13 protein-coding genes are annotated in these 17,040 nt (G+C 46.1%); 6 read left to right on the top strand and 7 right to left on the bottom strand.

What is annotated here, in order from left to right; all coding sequences use genetic code 11:
• Positions 1–334: 334 nt before the first annotated feature.
• The 6 genes from B9J84_RS01680 (at position 335) to B9J84_RS01705 (ending at position 10,395) form a co-directional block, all read left to right on the top strand.
• The gene (locus B9J84_RS01680; protein WP_026028423.1) at positions 335–1,681 is read left to right on the top strand and encodes a DEAD/DEAH box helicase; all 1,347 of its coding nucleotides are present in this window, start codon (positions 335–337) and stop codon (positions 1,679–1,681) included.
• 256 nt (positions 1,682–1,937) lie between these two features.
• Positions 1,938–3,950, top strand: coding sequence for a prolyl oligopeptidase family serine peptidase (locus tag B9J84_RS01685; RefSeq protein WP_094123407.1), 2,013 nt, complete (start codon positions 1,938–1,940; stop codon positions 3,948–3,950).
• The gene (locus B9J84_RS01690; protein ID WP_094123389.1) at positions 3,951–6,092 is read left to right on the top strand and encodes a TonB-dependent hemoglobin/transferrin/lactoferrin family receptor; all 2,142 of its coding nucleotides are present in this window, start codon (positions 3,951–3,953) and stop codon (positions 6,090–6,092) included. It abuts the gene before it with no gap.
• A gap of 9 nt (positions 6,093–6,101) precedes the next feature.
• The gene (locus B9J84_RS01695; RefSeq protein ID WP_094123390.1) at positions 6,102–8,378 is read left to right on the top strand and encodes a proprotein convertase P-domain-containing protein; all 2,277 of its coding nucleotides are present in this window, start codon (positions 6,102–6,104) and stop codon (positions 8,376–8,378) included.
• Between the two features lie 2 nt (positions 8,379–8,380).
• Complete coding sequence (locus tag B9J84_RS01700; RefSeq protein ID WP_094123391.1) at positions 8,381–9,841, top strand: DUF1566 domain-containing protein; 1,461 nt, start codon at positions 8,381–8,383, stop codon at positions 9,839–9,841.
• On the top strand, positions 9,838–10,395 hold the full coding sequence (locus B9J84_RS01705) for a DUF1566 domain-containing protein (RefSeq protein WP_017042172.1): 558 nt from the start codon (positions 9,838–9,840) through the stop codon (positions 10,393–10,395). Before B9J84_RS01700 ends, B9J84_RS01705 begins: the two co-directional genes overlap by 4 nt.
• Before the next feature lie 175 nt (positions 10,396–10,570).
• Here B9J84_RS01705 and B9J84_RS01710 read toward each other — a convergent pair whose 3' ends face one another.
• The 7 genes from B9J84_RS01710 to yhfZ form a co-directional block, all read right to left on the bottom strand.
• Positions 10,571–11,824: a phosphopentomutase gene (locus tag B9J84_RS01710; protein WP_179217500.1), complete on the bottom strand. Its 1,254-nt coding sequence runs from the start codon at positions 11,822–11,824 to the stop codon at positions 10,571–10,573.
• A gap of 1 nt (position 11,825) precedes the next feature.
• Positions 11,826–12,983, bottom strand: a complete 1,158-nt coding sequence (locus B9J84_RS01715; protein WP_094123393.1) for a YhfX family PLP-dependent enzyme — start codon at positions 12,981–12,983, stop codon at positions 11,826–11,828.
• Positions 12,984–13,142: 159 nt separating this feature from the next.
• Positions 13,143–14,444 carry a YhfT family protein gene (locus B9J84_RS01720; protein ID WP_094123394.1) on the bottom strand — a complete coding sequence of 434 codons (1,302 nt, stop codon included), beginning with the start codon at positions 14,442–14,444 and terminating at the stop codon, positions 13,143–13,145.
• A gap of 9 nt (positions 14,445–14,453) precedes the next feature.
• On the bottom strand, positions 14,454–14,813 hold the full coding sequence (locus B9J84_RS01725) for a DUF2620 domain-containing protein (protein ID WP_013868383.1): 360 nt from the start codon (positions 14,811–14,813) through the stop codon (positions 14,454–14,456).
• 37 nt (positions 14,814–14,850) lie between these two features.
• Positions 14,851–15,726: a phosphotriesterase-related protein gene (locus tag B9J84_RS01730; protein WP_094123395.1), complete on the bottom strand. Its 876-nt coding sequence runs from the start codon at positions 15,724–15,726 to the stop codon at positions 14,851–14,853.
• A 3-nt stretch (positions 15,727–15,729) separates the two neighbouring features.
• Positions 15,730–16,107: a hypothetical protein gene (locus B9J84_RS01735; RefSeq protein ID WP_228209306.1), complete on the bottom strand. Its 378-nt coding sequence runs from the start codon at positions 16,105–16,107 to the stop codon at positions 15,730–15,732.
• A 52-nt stretch (positions 16,108–16,159) separates the two neighbouring features.
• Positions 16,160–17,040, bottom strand: an 881-nt coding sequence (gene yhfZ / locus B9J84_RS01740; RefSeq protein WP_094123408.1) for a GntR family transcriptional regulator YhfZ, incomplete at its 5' end; no start/stop codon positions are given.

Genomic DNA, 17,040 nt, shown 5'->3' on the forward strand with positions numbered 1-17,040 from the left:
AAGCTACAGCGGTGCTGTTTACCTGCAACGTCAAGTTGTTTGGGTATACACTTGTTTGGAAATCATCATATAGTGACGAACTCAATTGTAGACACTATTCTAGCGTTCACCCAGTAGCCGAACGTCAAAATAATCCAAGAATTTCAATTTATGCTCATTTACTCCGCTATGTCTCATCGTTAAGAGACGTATTTTCTATCTTCTTATGCTTTGAAAAAGTGTGCGTGCTGATTATTTTTATGTGATCTCTATCTATCTAAGCGCCTTTCGGGCTATCATATTGCGTTTTCATTTTGACCTCTTGCCCTATTTATTGTGGCAACTTTACAAATTTTTGGAGAATCCTTTGCAGTTTAAAGATTTAGGCTTAGACAATCGCTTATTGAAGACCCTCAAACACTATGACTTCAAACAAGCGACAGAGATCCAACAACAAGCGGTTCCCGTGGCGATTGCAGGTAAAGATTTGTTGGCATCCTCTAAGACTGGTTCGGGTAAAACATTAGCGTTTGTTTTGCCAATGCTGCATAAGTCTCTAAAAACTAAAGCGTTATCAGCAAAAGACCCTAGAGCTCTGATTCTTGCTCCGACACGTGAGTTGGCCAAACAAGTGTACGGTGAGCTGCGTACTATGCTCAGTGGGTTGAGCTACGAAGCAACGCTGATTGTGGGCGGTGAAAACTTTAACGACCAAGTAAAAGCACTGCGCCGTTTCCCCCGTTTTATTGTGGCGACTCCCGGTCGTTTAGCGGATCACTTAGAGCACCGTTCGTTGCGTCTTGATGGTTTAGATACGCTGATCCTTGATGAAGCTGACCGCATGCTGGACCTAGGTTTTGCTCCGGAACTACGCCGTATTCATCATGCAGCGAACCACCGTCGTCGCCAAACACTGATGTTTTCCGCAACGCTTGATCACGGCCAAGTGAATGACTTTGGTACCGAGTTGCTTAAAGATCCAAAACGCATTTCGATTGGTGTTGTCAACGAAGAGCATAAAGACATCACCCAAAAATTCTACCTCTGCGATCATCTCGATCACAAAGAAGCCTTACTCGAACGCGTGCTGCAAGAAGCCGAATATCGACAAGTGATCATTTTTACCGCGACCCGTTCTGATACTGAGCGTTTAACGCTTAAACTCAACGAGCAGAAACTGAAAGCCGTTGCGTTGAGTGGTAATTTAAATCAAAACCAGCGCAACACCATCATGAGCCAGTTTGAGCGCGCTGTATTTAAAATTTTGGTCACGACGGATGTGGCTTCACGCGGCCTTGATATCGCGAACGTGACGCACGTGATTAACTTTGATATGCCCAAACATACGGAAGAGTATGTGCACCGTGTTGGTCGTACAGGCCGTGCGGGTAATAAAGGTGATGCAATCTCGCTGGTTGGCCCAAAAGATTGGGACAGCTTCAAGCGCGTGGAAGCCTTTTTGCAGCAAGATATCGAGTTCTCTCAATTTGATGATCTGAAAGGTAAATTTACCGGACTAAAACCACGTGTTCCGGCCTTTAAGAAAAACGCAGCCGCTAAGACTAAAAGTACTAAGCCCAAGGCGAACACCGCCAATAAGAAGCCCGTTAAACGCGATAAAACCTTTTATCAGAATGTGGCAGTGGGTGATGCGGTATTTGTGCCGAAAAAGAGAGTTGCACCTAAAGTTGACGATGAGTAACAGCGAGCGTCTTGTCAGCGTGACCTTTCGGTCAATCGAATCTGCTGACGGACTCAATGCCAGTATTTGCTGAGACAACCTCACCCTAATTATAAAAACACCGCCAAATTGGCGGTGTTTTTATATACACGCAAACGTTACCCTTATAAAATTCATAATTTCTCTATTTTATATAAAAATGATAATTGATCTCATTATCGTTTGGTTGGCAAGCTGCGCCTCATTATAATAATTGGCTATGTTTTCACTGATCATAATGAAATTACTCAATATCATTGCTTTTGTTGTTGGTTTGTCTTGTTCTTATTCATCTTGTGGTGAGTATCTGCAGTGGCTGGAAGATGGCTCGCGTAGCCAGCCTGAGGTTCGAGCACACCTTGAAGATCACAATAAAAAAACACAGCAGTGGCTCAATCAAGCCACACCACTTTCTAATGCACTAGTCAAAACATGGTCAGAGGGTAAGAGCGTAAAAGCACCGACACCTTGGTTCATCCAGTACCAAAATTACTATCATGATCAAGTAATTAAGGGCGAACGTTTTGTTGTTAAAAAGACCGCAGAAGATAGCCCAATTGAGCGCTTGGTCAATATCAGTGTAAGACAGCAGCAATCAGATTATTACCAGTTAGCCAATTGGGCGGTGGCAAAAGGGGACCGCTTTATTGCATTAACCGAAGATTTGACTGGCGAAGAGCACTACACGCTGACGCTGGTGGATCGTGTATCGAAGCTGGAAATCGTGCTTAGCCAATCTGCAACGACCCAAGCTATTTGGTCTGAAAATGGCCAATACCTCTATTTTTTGGTGGCAGAAGAAAGCCGTTCTTCTCGCTTATTACAGCGCTATGATGTGCTGACCAAGCAGACAAAAACTCTATGGGAGTGGGCTGATCCGCAGTGGATAGTGTCTCTCTATCTGGCGGCTGATCCACATTTTGCCCTCGTGCAAGTCAACAACGAAAACAGCAGCGAACAACGTATTTTAGAGACCAACAGCTCTCAATTAAGCCTTCCGCTTCGTGCCGCACAGCCGGGTATTGAATACTACGCAGACGTTGCCAATGGCTGGCTCTACATCAATAGTAACCTCAATGGCCAGTTTGCACTCTACCGTCGATTACTGAGCATGAATGAAAACCCTTGGCAGCTTTTTTATGCTCCAGATGATCATTCCACGCTGGATAATTTTTATTTATACCAAGCTGGCGTTGTGGTTAAAACCAACCAAGCACAGCATTCTCAGCTGGCCATTATTGATCAACACGGAAAATTGAGAGCATCACAGCCTTTGGCAACAGAAAGTGAGGTTGCTTGGGTCTCTCGTAACGGTGATTGGCAAAGCAATAAACTGCGCGTGCGTTCAATGTCGATGATTTCTGCAGGAGTTTGGCGCGAGCTTGACGTGGCAAGCTTGCAATGGAAGCGACTGGGCCAAGACAGCTATCCCACTTATTTACCGGAACAGTATGAGTCACAACAGATTGTGGTGGACGTTGATGGCGTGGCTATTCCTGTCACTTTGGCGTACCGAAAAGACACCTTGAGCGCACAGTCCAGCGTCTTTCTTTATGGCTACGGCGCGTATGGCGTCACTATGCGTCCGTACTTTATGCCACAAGTGATCAGTTTATTGGATCAAGGCGTAATTTATGCGATTGCTCATGTGCGCGGTGGCGGGTATTACGGCGAATCATGGCATCGCGCTGGGTCTGGCATTCTGAAAAAAATAGCCATCTCAGATTTTCTGAACGTCGCCTCTTCATTGCAGCATTTTAATAACGGCCAACGCGCTATTTATGCGATTGGCGGCAGCGCTGGTGGAACCTTAGTTGCGGCCGCGGTTAATCAAAACCCAGAACTTTTTGCTGGGGTGGTGCTGCAAGTGCCTTTTGTGGATGTGCTCAGAAGCATGTCCACAGAAGACTCCTCTTCACTCTCGGTGCAGCAGCGAGAAGAGTGGGGAGATCCTAGCCAGCCATTGCAACGCTCAGCAATTGAAGCTTATGACCCACTACTCAATATTCAAGCCAAACCTTATCCGCCAACCCTCGTCCGTGTCGGGTGGTTTGATAACCGTGTCCCTTATTGGGAAGGCGCGAAATACATAGAAAAAATGTTGATGATGAGTACGGGTATCGGGCCTTACTTGTTATGGACGGACTTCAATAGCGGGCACAGTAGCGATTCACGTAAGGCACTACAGCAACAGGCCGTGGAATACGCCTTTCTTCTTACCATAGATAAAAACAAAAAAGCGGAGCAGTAAATGAAGCTTTCTCCAATCACCGCAGCGGTGCTTAGCGTGCTTGCGGCAGGGTCAGTGCATGCCGAATTCAGCCTAACCAAGCTTGAAGAAGTAGTGGTGAGTGCCAATAAAGTAGAGCAGCCGCTGTCAAAAGTCGCCGGCTCAATATCAGCGATTGACGGTGAAACCATTGAAAAACAAGGCGCGACGGAACTGTATGATGTATTGAGTCATGAACCCGGAATCAGTGTTACAGGTGGCGCTGGTCGACCACAAAACATCACGATTCGAGGGATGACGGGCAACCGAATTGCGATCATTCAAGATGGTGTCGCCGCATCGGACGGCTATGGTGCCAATGACGTTAACGACAAAGTAGGCCGCAATACTTTCGCCTTAGACAACATAAAAAGCATTGAAGTTGTGAAAGGGGCAGGGTCTACCATTCATGGTTCGGGAGCCATCGGTGGCGTTGTGGTTGTCACCACAAAATCGCCGGCGGATTATTTGCAAGGACGTGATTTCTATATTGATGCCTCTGGCTTCTACACAGGGATCAGCAATCAATATAAGAGCAGCAGCACCCTAGCGGCGCGCAATGGAAATGGTGAAAGCTTAGTGACCATTTCATATTGGCAAGGCGAAGAGACACGCAACTTTAGCCAAGATCTCTATAACCGAGATATTGAAGGGTTCAGCGCATCGTTAGCCCACGATCACATGGTCAATGATTCGCTGTTACTCAGTGCAAAATTTAACGCCTATAAAGATGAAAACATCCGCAAAGAAGGCATTGCTTCCATTCAACGCGATGACAAATGGGAAAGCAAAGAATTTTTTGAACAGGAACAGCACCAAACCTTATCGGCATCATTGGGGGTGCAATTAGATACCCTTTCTTTCTGGGCAGACCATGTGGACGCCAAGCTTTACTGGCGTGATAGTCAAAGTGATACTCAAACCAATCGCTTATTGACCAAAGAACATGCCTTTTACGACACCCTTGAATTTCGTCGTGAGCGACGCGATGAAAGCTTTTCTGATCAGTTGATAGGGCTATCGGTTGATTTAGAAAAAGCAGCACTAGTCCACAACATCGAACACCAATTTATTTACGGTGCAGTGCTTAATACCAATCGTTATGAACGCCCTCGTCACGTGGATACCAAGGATTCCAATGGGGAAACCTACGAAAATATTATTCCGTTTGCACCAGCGAAGGCCTATGGTTTTGGCGTCTATTTGCAAGATAGATTCAGCCTCAACCAGTGGACATTTAGCGCTGGTTTACGTTTTGATTTGAATAACCTTACTCCTCAGTCAGAGCAACCTATTGCTGGTTTTGCTGTTAGTGAAATTCAAACCAGTGAATGGTCACCGAGCGCATCCGTAGCTTACCAGTGGACGCCATCATTCAACAGTTACCTCAGTTACAACCACGGCTACCGCGCTCCGACCTATGACAAAGCCTACGGTGCGGCAGACCATAGTTTTGTTCCACTGACGCCGTTTTTTATCGCACCGAACATGAATTTACAGGCTGAAACCAGTGATAGTTTTGAGTTGGGTTCAAAATACGATAATGGCCAATCTCAAGCTTATGTCGCGGTTTTTTACTCTCTCTTTGACAATTTCATGGACACCAAAGACGTGGGATTTGATAGCGATAGAGGCGCTTGGATCAAGCAGTACCAAAATATTAATGGCGTCGAAACGTATGGTGTGGAGTTCACCTTCGCCCATCAACTGAATCAACATTGGTCAACCACGTTCAAAGCGGGTTATGTGGATGGCAAAGATGATCAAGATGAATACGTTCGTACCATCACGCCGTGGGAAGGAAATGGACAACTAAATTACCAGCAGCAAGATTGGGATGCCTACGCACGTTGGAACTGGGCGAGTTCGATGGACCGAGCACCAGCATGCTCTGATGATATCGGCCGTAAAGCGCAATGCGCGCAAACGTCGGCATGGTCTACGGTCGATCTTGGCGTGAGTTATCAAGTGATGCGTGACCTTGATGTGAGCCTCAACATCATGAACCTATTTGACCGTGAATACGTTCGTTACCAAGACGTCGCAGGTGTAAGTCAAAGTCAAACTCTCTATTCCACTGAGCCCGGGCGTTACTTTACCGCTACGGCTAAATACGTGTTTTAGGAGCTAGAGATGAAAAACATTATCGTTCTGAGCACCTTGCTATGCTTGAGCCATTCCGCCTTTGCGGGGGAGTGGGACTATCCACTGGCGAAAACGACCATTGCAACGAAAGAGTCGGCTGAGCTGTATTTGAGCTCGCTTTATCCTGATGTTGGGACACTGAAGTTTCGTTATCAAACCGAGAGTTTACTGGGAAATCATTACAACTTTGATGTATGGCAGAACGGCCAATACCAACCGCAAAAAGCGTTAGTGCTCTCGACTGATCAGTCCGGCGTAGTGACGCGTGTGTTCAAAAGTTTGCATAATACGGTCGAGCGAGATGGCGTTGCATTAGTAGCGGCAGAGCTCGAATCGCCCCGCCGATTGGTGGCGAATGAACCGCCTACGCTCTCATCGGGAGATGTGCAGAGCATCAAGGTGCAACTTTTTGATCCCGATTTAAGAACCATGGATCAACTGCCTGCGCCAGATTCGGCGTGGAATGACCTTGCTGATTACCCAAACCAGCCGCACTACCAAAGTGCGAATGTCGAGATGTTGCAAAGTGCAGGTAAATATTACTTAGCCAATGAACGAGTACGACAAGTTGATGCCACCGCCATACAGCAACAAGATGATGCCAAGCAGTGGGTTGATAGCGGTGTTGGCTTACTTAGCGCTGAAGACGTGGCGCAATGGAACTCAGATGCTGAAATTCTCTCCATGGAGATGCTTGATGATCGCTTTGTACAGCTGATGGCTTTTTACCATCTTGATCAATCGATTGATTATACCAAACAGCTCGGTTTTTCCCTGTTTAGTGAACCCGTGAGGTTTGATGCGAGAGGTTTATCTAGCAACAACTCTTCTTATTATGTTGGCCCGAAAGCGGTGTTGTTTGGTGTTGGGGGCTCGCCCGATGCATTAGATGCCGACGTGGTTACCCATGAGCTTGGGCATGGAATTCATTATCAAATCGTTCCCGATTGGGCTTATGGACATTCGGGCGCGATTGGTGAAGGCTTTGGTGACTATTGGGCGGGTTCGCACAGTTTTCGCCGCCAGTATGCACAAGGAAAAGCGTTCGAAATTGACACCGTGTTTAATTGGGATGGCTATTTTGGTACTCGCATTTCAACGCGCAGTTTGTGGAATCAACGGGCAAAATATTTTGCATCCGCAGAGTATCGAGCGCATGAAAGTGTAGCAGGTGAGTTGGGTGATGAATTGTGGTCTACCCCTTTATTTCAAGCGCTGAAACAGGCCGTGAATGAGTACGGTCAAGAAGCGTTTTCTGAATTTGACCGTATTGTTCTTGAATCAATGTACGGCTTAGGTCGTGGTCTAAAAATGCATGATTTGAGTGAAAGCATGCTGTATACCGCCAAACAGCTGTACCCGCATCGCGCTTATGATGCGATGCTATTACAGCAAATTAAGCAACATAACTTAGTCCAAGAACCCTTCAAATTCCTGTTGGAACGTCGATTTGTGATGCCAACGGATCCGCTGAACGTGCACATTCAGGCCACGGATCGCCAAGCAAGTTTACAAATGGTAGCCACTTTGCAAGGTGAAACCGTTACTTTCGCTAGCGAAAAATTCCAGCAGCAGCAATGGAGCATCGCGCTGCCAACCACCTACACCTGCGGAGTCAAACAGACTCTACAGCTTGAATCGAGTTATCAATATCAACCGTACCTTGCGATGCAATCTGACAAGCAAACTTTATCGTTTATCGTGGGTAAGCCACAGCTTGCAACGCCGCCAGTAGCGATAAATTCAGTATTGAAAGACGCCAGTATTGACAGTGCAGACACGGTTACGTCCGGATTTAAGAGCTATGGCTTGACGCTCGATGTTGGCAACGCATTGATTGATGAAGATTTTGTGGTTCGCTTGCAGTTATCGCACCCAGAGCTACAAGAGCTGCGCGTTACCTTAATTTCACCCGCAGGGACGCGCGTCGAATTACTTAACCAAGCACCATCGGCCATCAATGGTTTTGATGACTATTGGCTGCTGGCTCACGATGCCATATTGGGCTCTTTACAAGGTGAAGCCCTAAGCGGCTACTGGCGTTTGGAAGTGGTTGACTACAACCCGGGAAATTCCGGCACCTTGATTGAATGGGGGGTAGGCCGCCTAGCGGGCTATCAATGCCCTCAACCTGTGACCAACGCACTTTCACCTGAAACAGGTGGCGGTTCGACTTCACTGCTCTTATTACTTCCTCTCGCGGCATTCGCCATAAGACGACGTAATTTGTTGGCTATTTTTTCACTTAAACTGAAGAACACATAACTATGCACTTAAGACTTTCAACACTTTCGCTGGCACTTTTACTGGCTGGTTGTGGTGGCGGTGGAAGTGGAGATGTAGCCAATACATCTTTACCCAGCCATAAAATCAGCGGGCAAATTCAAGCGCAAAACGTCGCACTTGATGCCACGGTCTGCATTGATTCTAACCAAAACTTTGCCTGTGATGTAGGCGAAATCAGCACGCAAGCCGATAGCCAAGGGCGCTACACCCTCACGAGTGACAGTACTCAAATCTACCGTTTTCCTATTGTGGCTGACGTTTCTACTGGCATTAGTGTCATGACGAGAAGTCGCCAAACCAGCCAATCATCGATCCTGATTGCGCCGGCGCTGGGCAAAAGCAGTGGCAACATCCTCAACGGTGTGAGTTCTATTTTTGCCGGCATTATGCTGGATGGAAATACGGAGAAAGAAGCGAATCGCTTGCTTGCCGAGCAGCTTTTGCAATTAGGCGTTGAAGTGAATGGTGATATTTCACAAAACTTTAGCCACACAGCATTGGCAATATTGGATGCCAATGCTGTCGTGTTGCTCCAAAAAGCGAAAGCAAGTGAACGAATTGATTTGCTGGCAACGCTTGGGCAAACCATGGCAAAAAATACACCACTGATTGCCTCTGAGATCGTTTCTGGCGAAAAGATGACCGAATATGCTAATACATTGATGGCGCAAGTATCGGAAGAGCGACCTCTGCAAGACACGGGCATTATTCAGTTCTATTCCGATCAAGGTGCACAAGCGCGGGCTGATGCTGATTATCCCGGTCAAGATGCTGAATATGGCCTAGATATTACCGCCAAAAATGGCGTGACGGGTAAGAGCTTTGCGTTCATCAAATTAGATGCGGCTGGCAATGAACTTGAGGCAGAAGCGAGCGATTGGTCATGCGTTAAAGATGTTTACAGTGGACTTATTTGGGAAGTGAAGTCAGAAGATGCCGCGTCTTTGAACTATAAAGAACGGTTGTTTGCATTAGAAATTGCCGACAAGTTTATCCCTTTTGCAAAAGATGTGACGGCTGCTTCCTGTCAGGTGGCAGGTGATACTATTTGCACTACGCAAGATTACATCAATCGTATCAATCAAGATAAATTGTGTGGGTTACAAACGTGGCGTTTACCGACCAACAGCGAGCAATACATGATGCTCGATTTAGGCGAATTGGGTGACGATGCGGTTGGTTTCAACCGGGACTATTTCCCGCATCAGCCGCAGAACACCGAATTTTTTGATGGGCATACGTGGACTTCTGGCATTGCTTATCTCAATACCTCTCAATTTCAAAGCGATGGTTCGATGCAATATCTTTACACGGCGCTGTCTGGTGCAACCAAAGGGGAACGTAGCCCAATTGAACTCTACTCCAGCAGTACGGCGGCGGACAATGACCCGTCTTATGTCTCGCCGATTCGAGTTGTTGCAACCAAGGAGAACAACCAATGAAATCTCATTTAATCGCGGCTTCTTGCTTGATCTTTTCTGCTGTCGGCGTCGCCCAAGAGTGTTCTCCTGATATGACGAAAAGCGCACCCAACACGCGCTATGTCTACAGCGAGCAGGGGACGATCAAAGATAAGCTCACTGGCTTAACGTGGATGCGTTGCCAAGTTGGTAAAACATGGAACGCCGCTACGGAGCAGTGTGATGGCGAAGCGACCGGGTTTCGTTGGCAAAGTGCTTTGCAAGAAGTGGCGGCAATCAACCATCCTCAAAGCCGACACGCATTGCACCAATTTGCCAGCCAAGCCGAATGGCGATTGCCGAATATTAAAGAGTTAGTGTCATTGACTGAAATGGCGTGTTTTGGCCCAGCGATGAATAGCAGAGCATTTGCCCAAGGCTTTAAGTATGAGACAGGCAATATCTTGTCGTATTTATGGAGCCAATCACCCCATCTAGCGAGTGGTCAGGTGTGGTCTTTTGATTCCGTCAATGGCGAAATTTACCACTACGCACCGAATTTTGAATTTGGTGTTTTGCTGGTGGCTGAAGAATAAGTGTTATGAAATGACGCCACTTACGCTGTCAGGGAAACGATCAGTCATGTCATGTTGACATGACTGATTCTCTAACCAGAGTGTTCAAAAAATTAGCTGGTTTTATCATGGGTGATCAATCTGTCGACATGGATAGATGTCATGAGTGATCAAAACCCAAGAAGTACCATTGTCATCATTGATGACATTTCTGCTGGTCATTGAGCAACGAAGTGATTGGTGTTCCATGATCGGGTAGTTGCGCGCCGAAGAAAGCACAGACCGTCGCACCGACATCAGACAGTGTTGTGCGCAGCCCAATAGATATAGCTTGTTTACCCTTTTGATAACACAGTAGTGGTACTTGTTCACGGGTATGTTTAGTGTGACCGATGAATGGGTCGTTACCGTGATCGGCCATGACGATTAATACGTCCTTTTCATTCATGTTCGTAATAACGTCTTTTAAGCCTTCGTCGGCTTTCTCCAAAACGGTCCAGTATTGTTTAGGATCTTGTTGGTGACCTGCAAGATCGGTTTCTTGAATGTTGGCGCAGAAAAACCCCTCCTTTTCGATACACAAATCACGAATAAGAAAACGAAATATTTGGTTTGTATCAACGAGCGAGGTGTACGAACAACCATGCGGATTTTGTACGATATCGGCCACTTTACCATAAAGCCAAGTTTGGATATTACGCTGATGTAAGTACCAAGGAATTTGGGTTTTTGCATCCACGCCATAGCCTAAGTGTGCCACCTGAAATCCCTCACTGTATACCCCGCTACTGGGTGCATTAATGCCGATATACTTTTGCCCATTAGTCGGGTTTTGTTTCACTTCAACAGCACTTAAGATTTGATCCATAGTGATACCGCACCCAGAGCCGCCAAATGCAATATTGCGACTCACGGAGTTGGCTTTACGCACCACGGCGGCTATTGCCAGCAAGGATTCAAATGTCACTCGGTTAAAGTTACAAGTTAAGTTATAAACTTGCCCCAAATCCGCTTCAAGATTGTCACCAATCACCACCCCTTCATTGACGATCAACAGTGATACTTGTTGTATTGTGTGGCGATTGACGCGATAGCCTTGTGCGAGCAAAGCCGATTCAATATCGGGCAATGCTACTTGAAATGGTTGGATAAGAGGGGCAGTTGGACGAGTGCCCATAATTTCTTGGTGCCCCATAAAGGTGTCGCCCCCCTCGTGAGCTAAGTTTGCACGCCCAGTATTTGCCTGCGGGTTTATCTCCATGACGGATTGTGGGCTGGCAATAATATTTTGCAATCCCAATCTTTCTAAGGTAGGCAAGCGTTTCAACGCAAAATGAGCAAGTAACTTACCCGCGGTATTCGCACCACAGTCTTGTGGCCTAACCAGCGGTACATCCGCCATTTCACCGACACCAAAGCCATCAAGTACAACAACGATAAATTTTGCCATATTAAACCTCATTACCTAAAGAATCATATAGGCCGATTAACTTGGGATTAGGCGTGGAAACGCCCTGCACTAATGCCACATCACTACGGGTTACAAAAACTTGTGTTCGATACGCCATCACAACCGGAGAACCGATAGGATGAAGACCGGGGATGCGTAAGTGGTAGTCGATGCTGTCCGTATCATCATTGAATACAGAGACCCGTTCACAGCTGTCACCGCTATAAACTCGAGCGTTTTCCAACTGCCCGCGCCGATAGTACCCTCCGCCGAAGCAATAACTGTCGTTAGCGAACTGGTGGGAGATCTCGCTTAAATAAAGTAATGCGATTGATTCTGCTTGGGGCTGCGTAGCATTAGCGGGTGTGGTGCCAGTGAATGCATGACCGGGTTCTCCATGGGTGCAGCCATATTGAGCCAGCAATGGTAGGGTCTCTATACTGGTGGAAGAGGGCGCATTGACTTGCTCACATTCGATGCCTAAATTGGCTAAAGCTTGCTTAGCATCAATAAGCGTTGTGAGGTTCGGTGTTGGCTCTGTTTTCCCTAATGTTTCATCGTATAAAAAACAAGGAAAATGTGTCACACCTGCGATGTAAACTCCGGGCATGTTTTGAATCGCGCGCACGACGTCGGCAGCTTGCTCCAACGGAAATCCCGCTTCTTGATTGACGTACAGCTTGTCGCGACTGTGGAAAAACTTTAATAACAAACCTTGTTGCCGCTTGGAGGCTATGGCCGCATCCGATATTTGTTGCGCTTTTTCAAGGCTATAAATGGTCATTACTTGTGGTTTGATCTGAGCAACCAAAGACCGAATCATATTACTAGGTGGTTGAACTAAGTGCCCAACGTTAGCAATGGGTAAACCGTGTGCCGCCATCATTCTGGCCTCTTTATAATCGACACACACAATCCCTTCATAGCCACATTGCTCTATTAACAAGCGGGCGATTAATGGGTTGCGGCCAAACTGTTTAGTCATGGCGTAAAGGCATATGCCCAACCTGTCAGCGACCTCCTTCATGCGTTGAGCATTATTGAGCAATTGGTCGACATCGATAACGGTGGTGTCTGGTTGTAACTTACCTTGCTTAAAGAGTGTCAGTGCCGCCGTGATTAAATCTGGATTTTGTTTTTCTAAAGCGTCTAAAAACATATTCTCCCCTTTTTAGGCATGAGCTGATCCTGCACATTATTTGGTAATGCGCATGCTTAATAACAAAATAAACGTAAAGAGTAAGTGTGCTATATAACGCTGAAGAACAACCCGCCTAAATACAGTATCAAAATAAATTAAGGTTAGTTAAGCGTCTCATTACAAAGCAAATAACCCAATAACGTAAAGAATATTTAAAATAACCCCAGTGAGAATAGCGGCAACCGCTGGCGCTGCAATTTTAAGGACTGGTCGTCCCATGACTTCGTTTAAGAAAAATAACATCGCGAAAATAGTAAAACCTGTAGTTGAGCCCATTTTCATCACCGCCAATACGCCACCAATTAATAATGCAAACTCCATTAATGTATTCATTGAATTACGTATATTGTCTGATGCATTTCGAATCGATGGGAATTGTTCCAAGAAACGACCAATGCCACGAAGTAAGAAAATTTCGATACAAATGGTTATGGCTCCAAGGACGGCCGCGACGGGCATATTAGGAGCTAAATAACCGACGACGAATACAAATGTCATCCCAACCACGCCGTAAACGCCAGTCGCCAGTGCCGTAGTGGCAATCAGCGGAATAAAGCCGAGGCCACGCATGAATTCCGATAATGCCACTTGTTTCATTGCGGTATCGTGAGCCGCTGGGTCGGTGATTTTATAAGCTTCAGCGAGTGAATAAATAGAAACTTCAGATCCCGCGAAAATACCACCATTTGAAACCGCAGCAATTAATGCCCCTGTGACTGCAAGAAATGGCAGGTTTTTTACGATACGTTTAGTCCGCTCTTCAAATAGGCCATGTAAACCAGACATATCTGGTGCTTCAATGCCTTTTTTACGATCGGATATATCTTTTTGAATTGCGAAAAATACCAGCATTAACATGCCGATAAAAATCTGGATTGATTCTGGATAAATCCCCGTAAACTTCATCACCATTAATCGAGAAAATAGGATGACGACTGCCGTAATTGCCCCGGCTTTCCAGCCGAATTGATAAAATATCGCAAGCAATGGGAACAGGGCAAAAGCCGACATGACGGGAGTACCCAGCTCACCGAGTGCGCCCAATGCATCGACGGGAAGGCCCGTTAAGACGGCATTAACACCAGCAAGCGAAGTGACAACCAACACACCCCATAAACCACCCGCCGCGGCAGCCAGCCAACGGCTACCAATCATTACGCCTAAAATGTCTGTTGGTAAGAAAAGCAGCCAAGGGTTGAGTAGGCCCGTTGATAAAGTGAATGAAATCCCCACTGATGCCACAAAGCCAATCGATAGGCCAAAAGCGACGGATCCCGCTTCTCGGCGAGTCATATTGCCTTCAACCAATTGGGGCAGAATAGGCCGGATCCCATCATGAAAAACCGCCGCGCTCATGTTGGCGATTAAAGCTGTCATTGCACATAAGGTTGCAACGAGTCCAATATGCATAATATCCATAGGTTGCCTTTACTTTTTAGCGAGTAAGTTTGCGAGCATGGGTATAGCATGCTCGATGTGTTCAATGGAGAGTCCAAATGCAACGCATCCACGTTCAATAAACTGGGCCACTTCAGTTTCCTTGGCCTTAATCGCAGGTTTAGCGATAGTGCAGCTTTGACCAAAACCGATAATAGCAATGGCCATGGCTAATGCGCCTCCGGCGCCGGTATTACAGCAACCAATGAAATAGTCCATTTCCCCCGCTTTCACTTTCAGTGCGGCTTCCATGTCGCTCAGAATATGGCATTCAAATATGCCCGGTTCAGAGAGTTCAATCTGTGCTCGGATTTGCTCTCGTTGCAAACCCGCGATGGCGATTTTTTTCATGTTTTGTCCTTTTTATTTTAATGAGCACAAGTGCTCTTTATCCAAATAAGCGTGCAGGGTTAGTTTGTAACATTGTGCTTATTTGCAGATCACTGATCCCATGCTGCTTGAGCAAAGGAACAAATTCATCGATTAGATAGCTAAACCCAAGGCCACCATTTGCCTTTAGATGGGAGCGACGTGTAATGTCCATCGACAACATGATTTGGCCAACATAACCCCGTTCACATAAGGTTTTTAGTGATTGAGCACGACGCGTATCGGGGTAATAGCTGTTTTTACCAATGGTATCGAATTGGATATAGCAACCTTGATCGAGCATCCACTGGATATCGTCCAAGTTATCGCGTAGATCGCAGTGGCCGACAGTGAGGTTTTCCATTTCAACACCGCAACTTTTCAGCAGATCAATCTGTACTTTGCCCATCGTACTCATCGACTGATGAGTTGAAATCGGTCGACCTGTTTCTAAATGAGCAATCGCCGCCGCTCTAAAGACTTTCTGTTCGGTATCACTAAAGCCATTTTCACTGCTACCGATCTCGCCAATCACACTCGCCTTGAGGGATGAATCCTCGATACCCACTTCAATTTCCTTAATCATCTGTTTTGCCATTTGCTGGGTATCCATGGTGTAGAGAAAATCGGGGAAGAAACCTTCGATATAAAATCCAGTGGCCAGCAACACATTCATTCCAGTGTCGTCGATTAAATTTTCAATAAAATGAGGATTTCTACCCATAAAAGCATTAGTGACTTCGATGATATTTCTCACCCCACGAATTCGCAGCTCTTTCATCTCATCACACAACAACTCATATTGATCCAGACGGCAATCAAGGTTGCCTTTTTGTGGGGATAAATCGATATGTAAATGTTCATGGCAGTAGGTGTAACCAGTGCTGTCAATCATCGTTCACTCCTGAGTTTCATCGTGTTGCGCCGCGAGATAAAGAGCATAAATATTTGCGATGAGAAAACTTTCCTCGGTGGCAGGGACGGTACTTAAACTCATCGCATTGAGTGTTTTTTGATGAATATCGATGACCGATTGAATCCCCGGATCGTCATAGATTTCATCGAGTAGTTCGCTATCAAGCCCTTCAGCTACGGCTTCACCTTGCCAAATTCGATCCGCAGCACGCGATAAATGGGTGAGGGCCATTTGGTATTGCTCATTGTCATGAGGCAAACCCAGTTGACGGTCCATCATGGCGATAACTTGTAAACATCCATCATAAGCACGCTGGCTAATCACATTAGCATGCAGTAAAAGTGCAAGGCGCTGTTCCATATCTGTCCTTTTGCGATTATTTGTAATAAGCATTATGTGTGGTTAAACAGGGTCAATAGCTGGGAGTAATTTCCCCATTGACGACGGCTCGTTGATGCTTAATTAGTTGATCCATCCGGATCAGTTTTCTGAGCAAGGTCGTTATGTGAGTAGAAGCTCCATTCGCCAAGATCACCGCTTCGGATGCATCCCGACAAGCAGGAAGATCACTGAGTGATTTCTCATCTAAACCATATTTCTCCATCTCAATCGCTTCAGGTAACCAAACCACGGCATCAATATCGCCATTCGTTAAGTGGATGAGACTTTCGCCATAATGGATTTCTACAATTTCAATGTTTTTATCCTTAAACGATTGGTGAGTAAGAATTTTTTGGTCAGGAGAGTCTGGGTCAACACCAACTCTGCGTATCTGGTCATAGCCTCCTTTTTTAAAAATGAGACGGTGTTCATGCGAGTAAGAGTGGACCCCTAAAGTCATGGCCGTTACTAGCCCATTGGCTAGCTCTTTTGCTGCCAATTTCGACATAATGGCAATATCATAAGTACCATTTCTGAGGCATTCTGCGCGTACGCTTGCCCCGCGCATATGTGCAAAGTAGAGCGGCAAATCTCCAATTTGAGCTTTCAACCCACTTGCTAACCCTTCGTAATGACGGGTATAAGGCAGCGGCATCGCACATACGACATTGTTTATCCCAGCACAAGCCACTAGTTCACGGTAATTCAATTGAGTAATAAAGGTGCCGTTGCGCCCTTGTTTTGAAAGTATCACTGCATTGCGATGCTCTATGGTTGTTAAGGCTTTCTGAATAAATCCTACTGATACGCAAAATTCCTCAGAGAGTGAATCAATCGTTCTAAGACGGTCACCTTCTGTCGTTGTCATCAAGTATTGGGCGATGTTCATGATCGCCGTACCTTCTTTATTGA

This window comes from Vibrio sp. V03_P4A6T147 (genome assembly GCF_002241085.1).
Classification (GTDB): Bacteria; Pseudomonadota; Gammaproteobacteria; order Enterobacterales; family Vibrionaceae; genus Vibrio; species Vibrio anguillarum.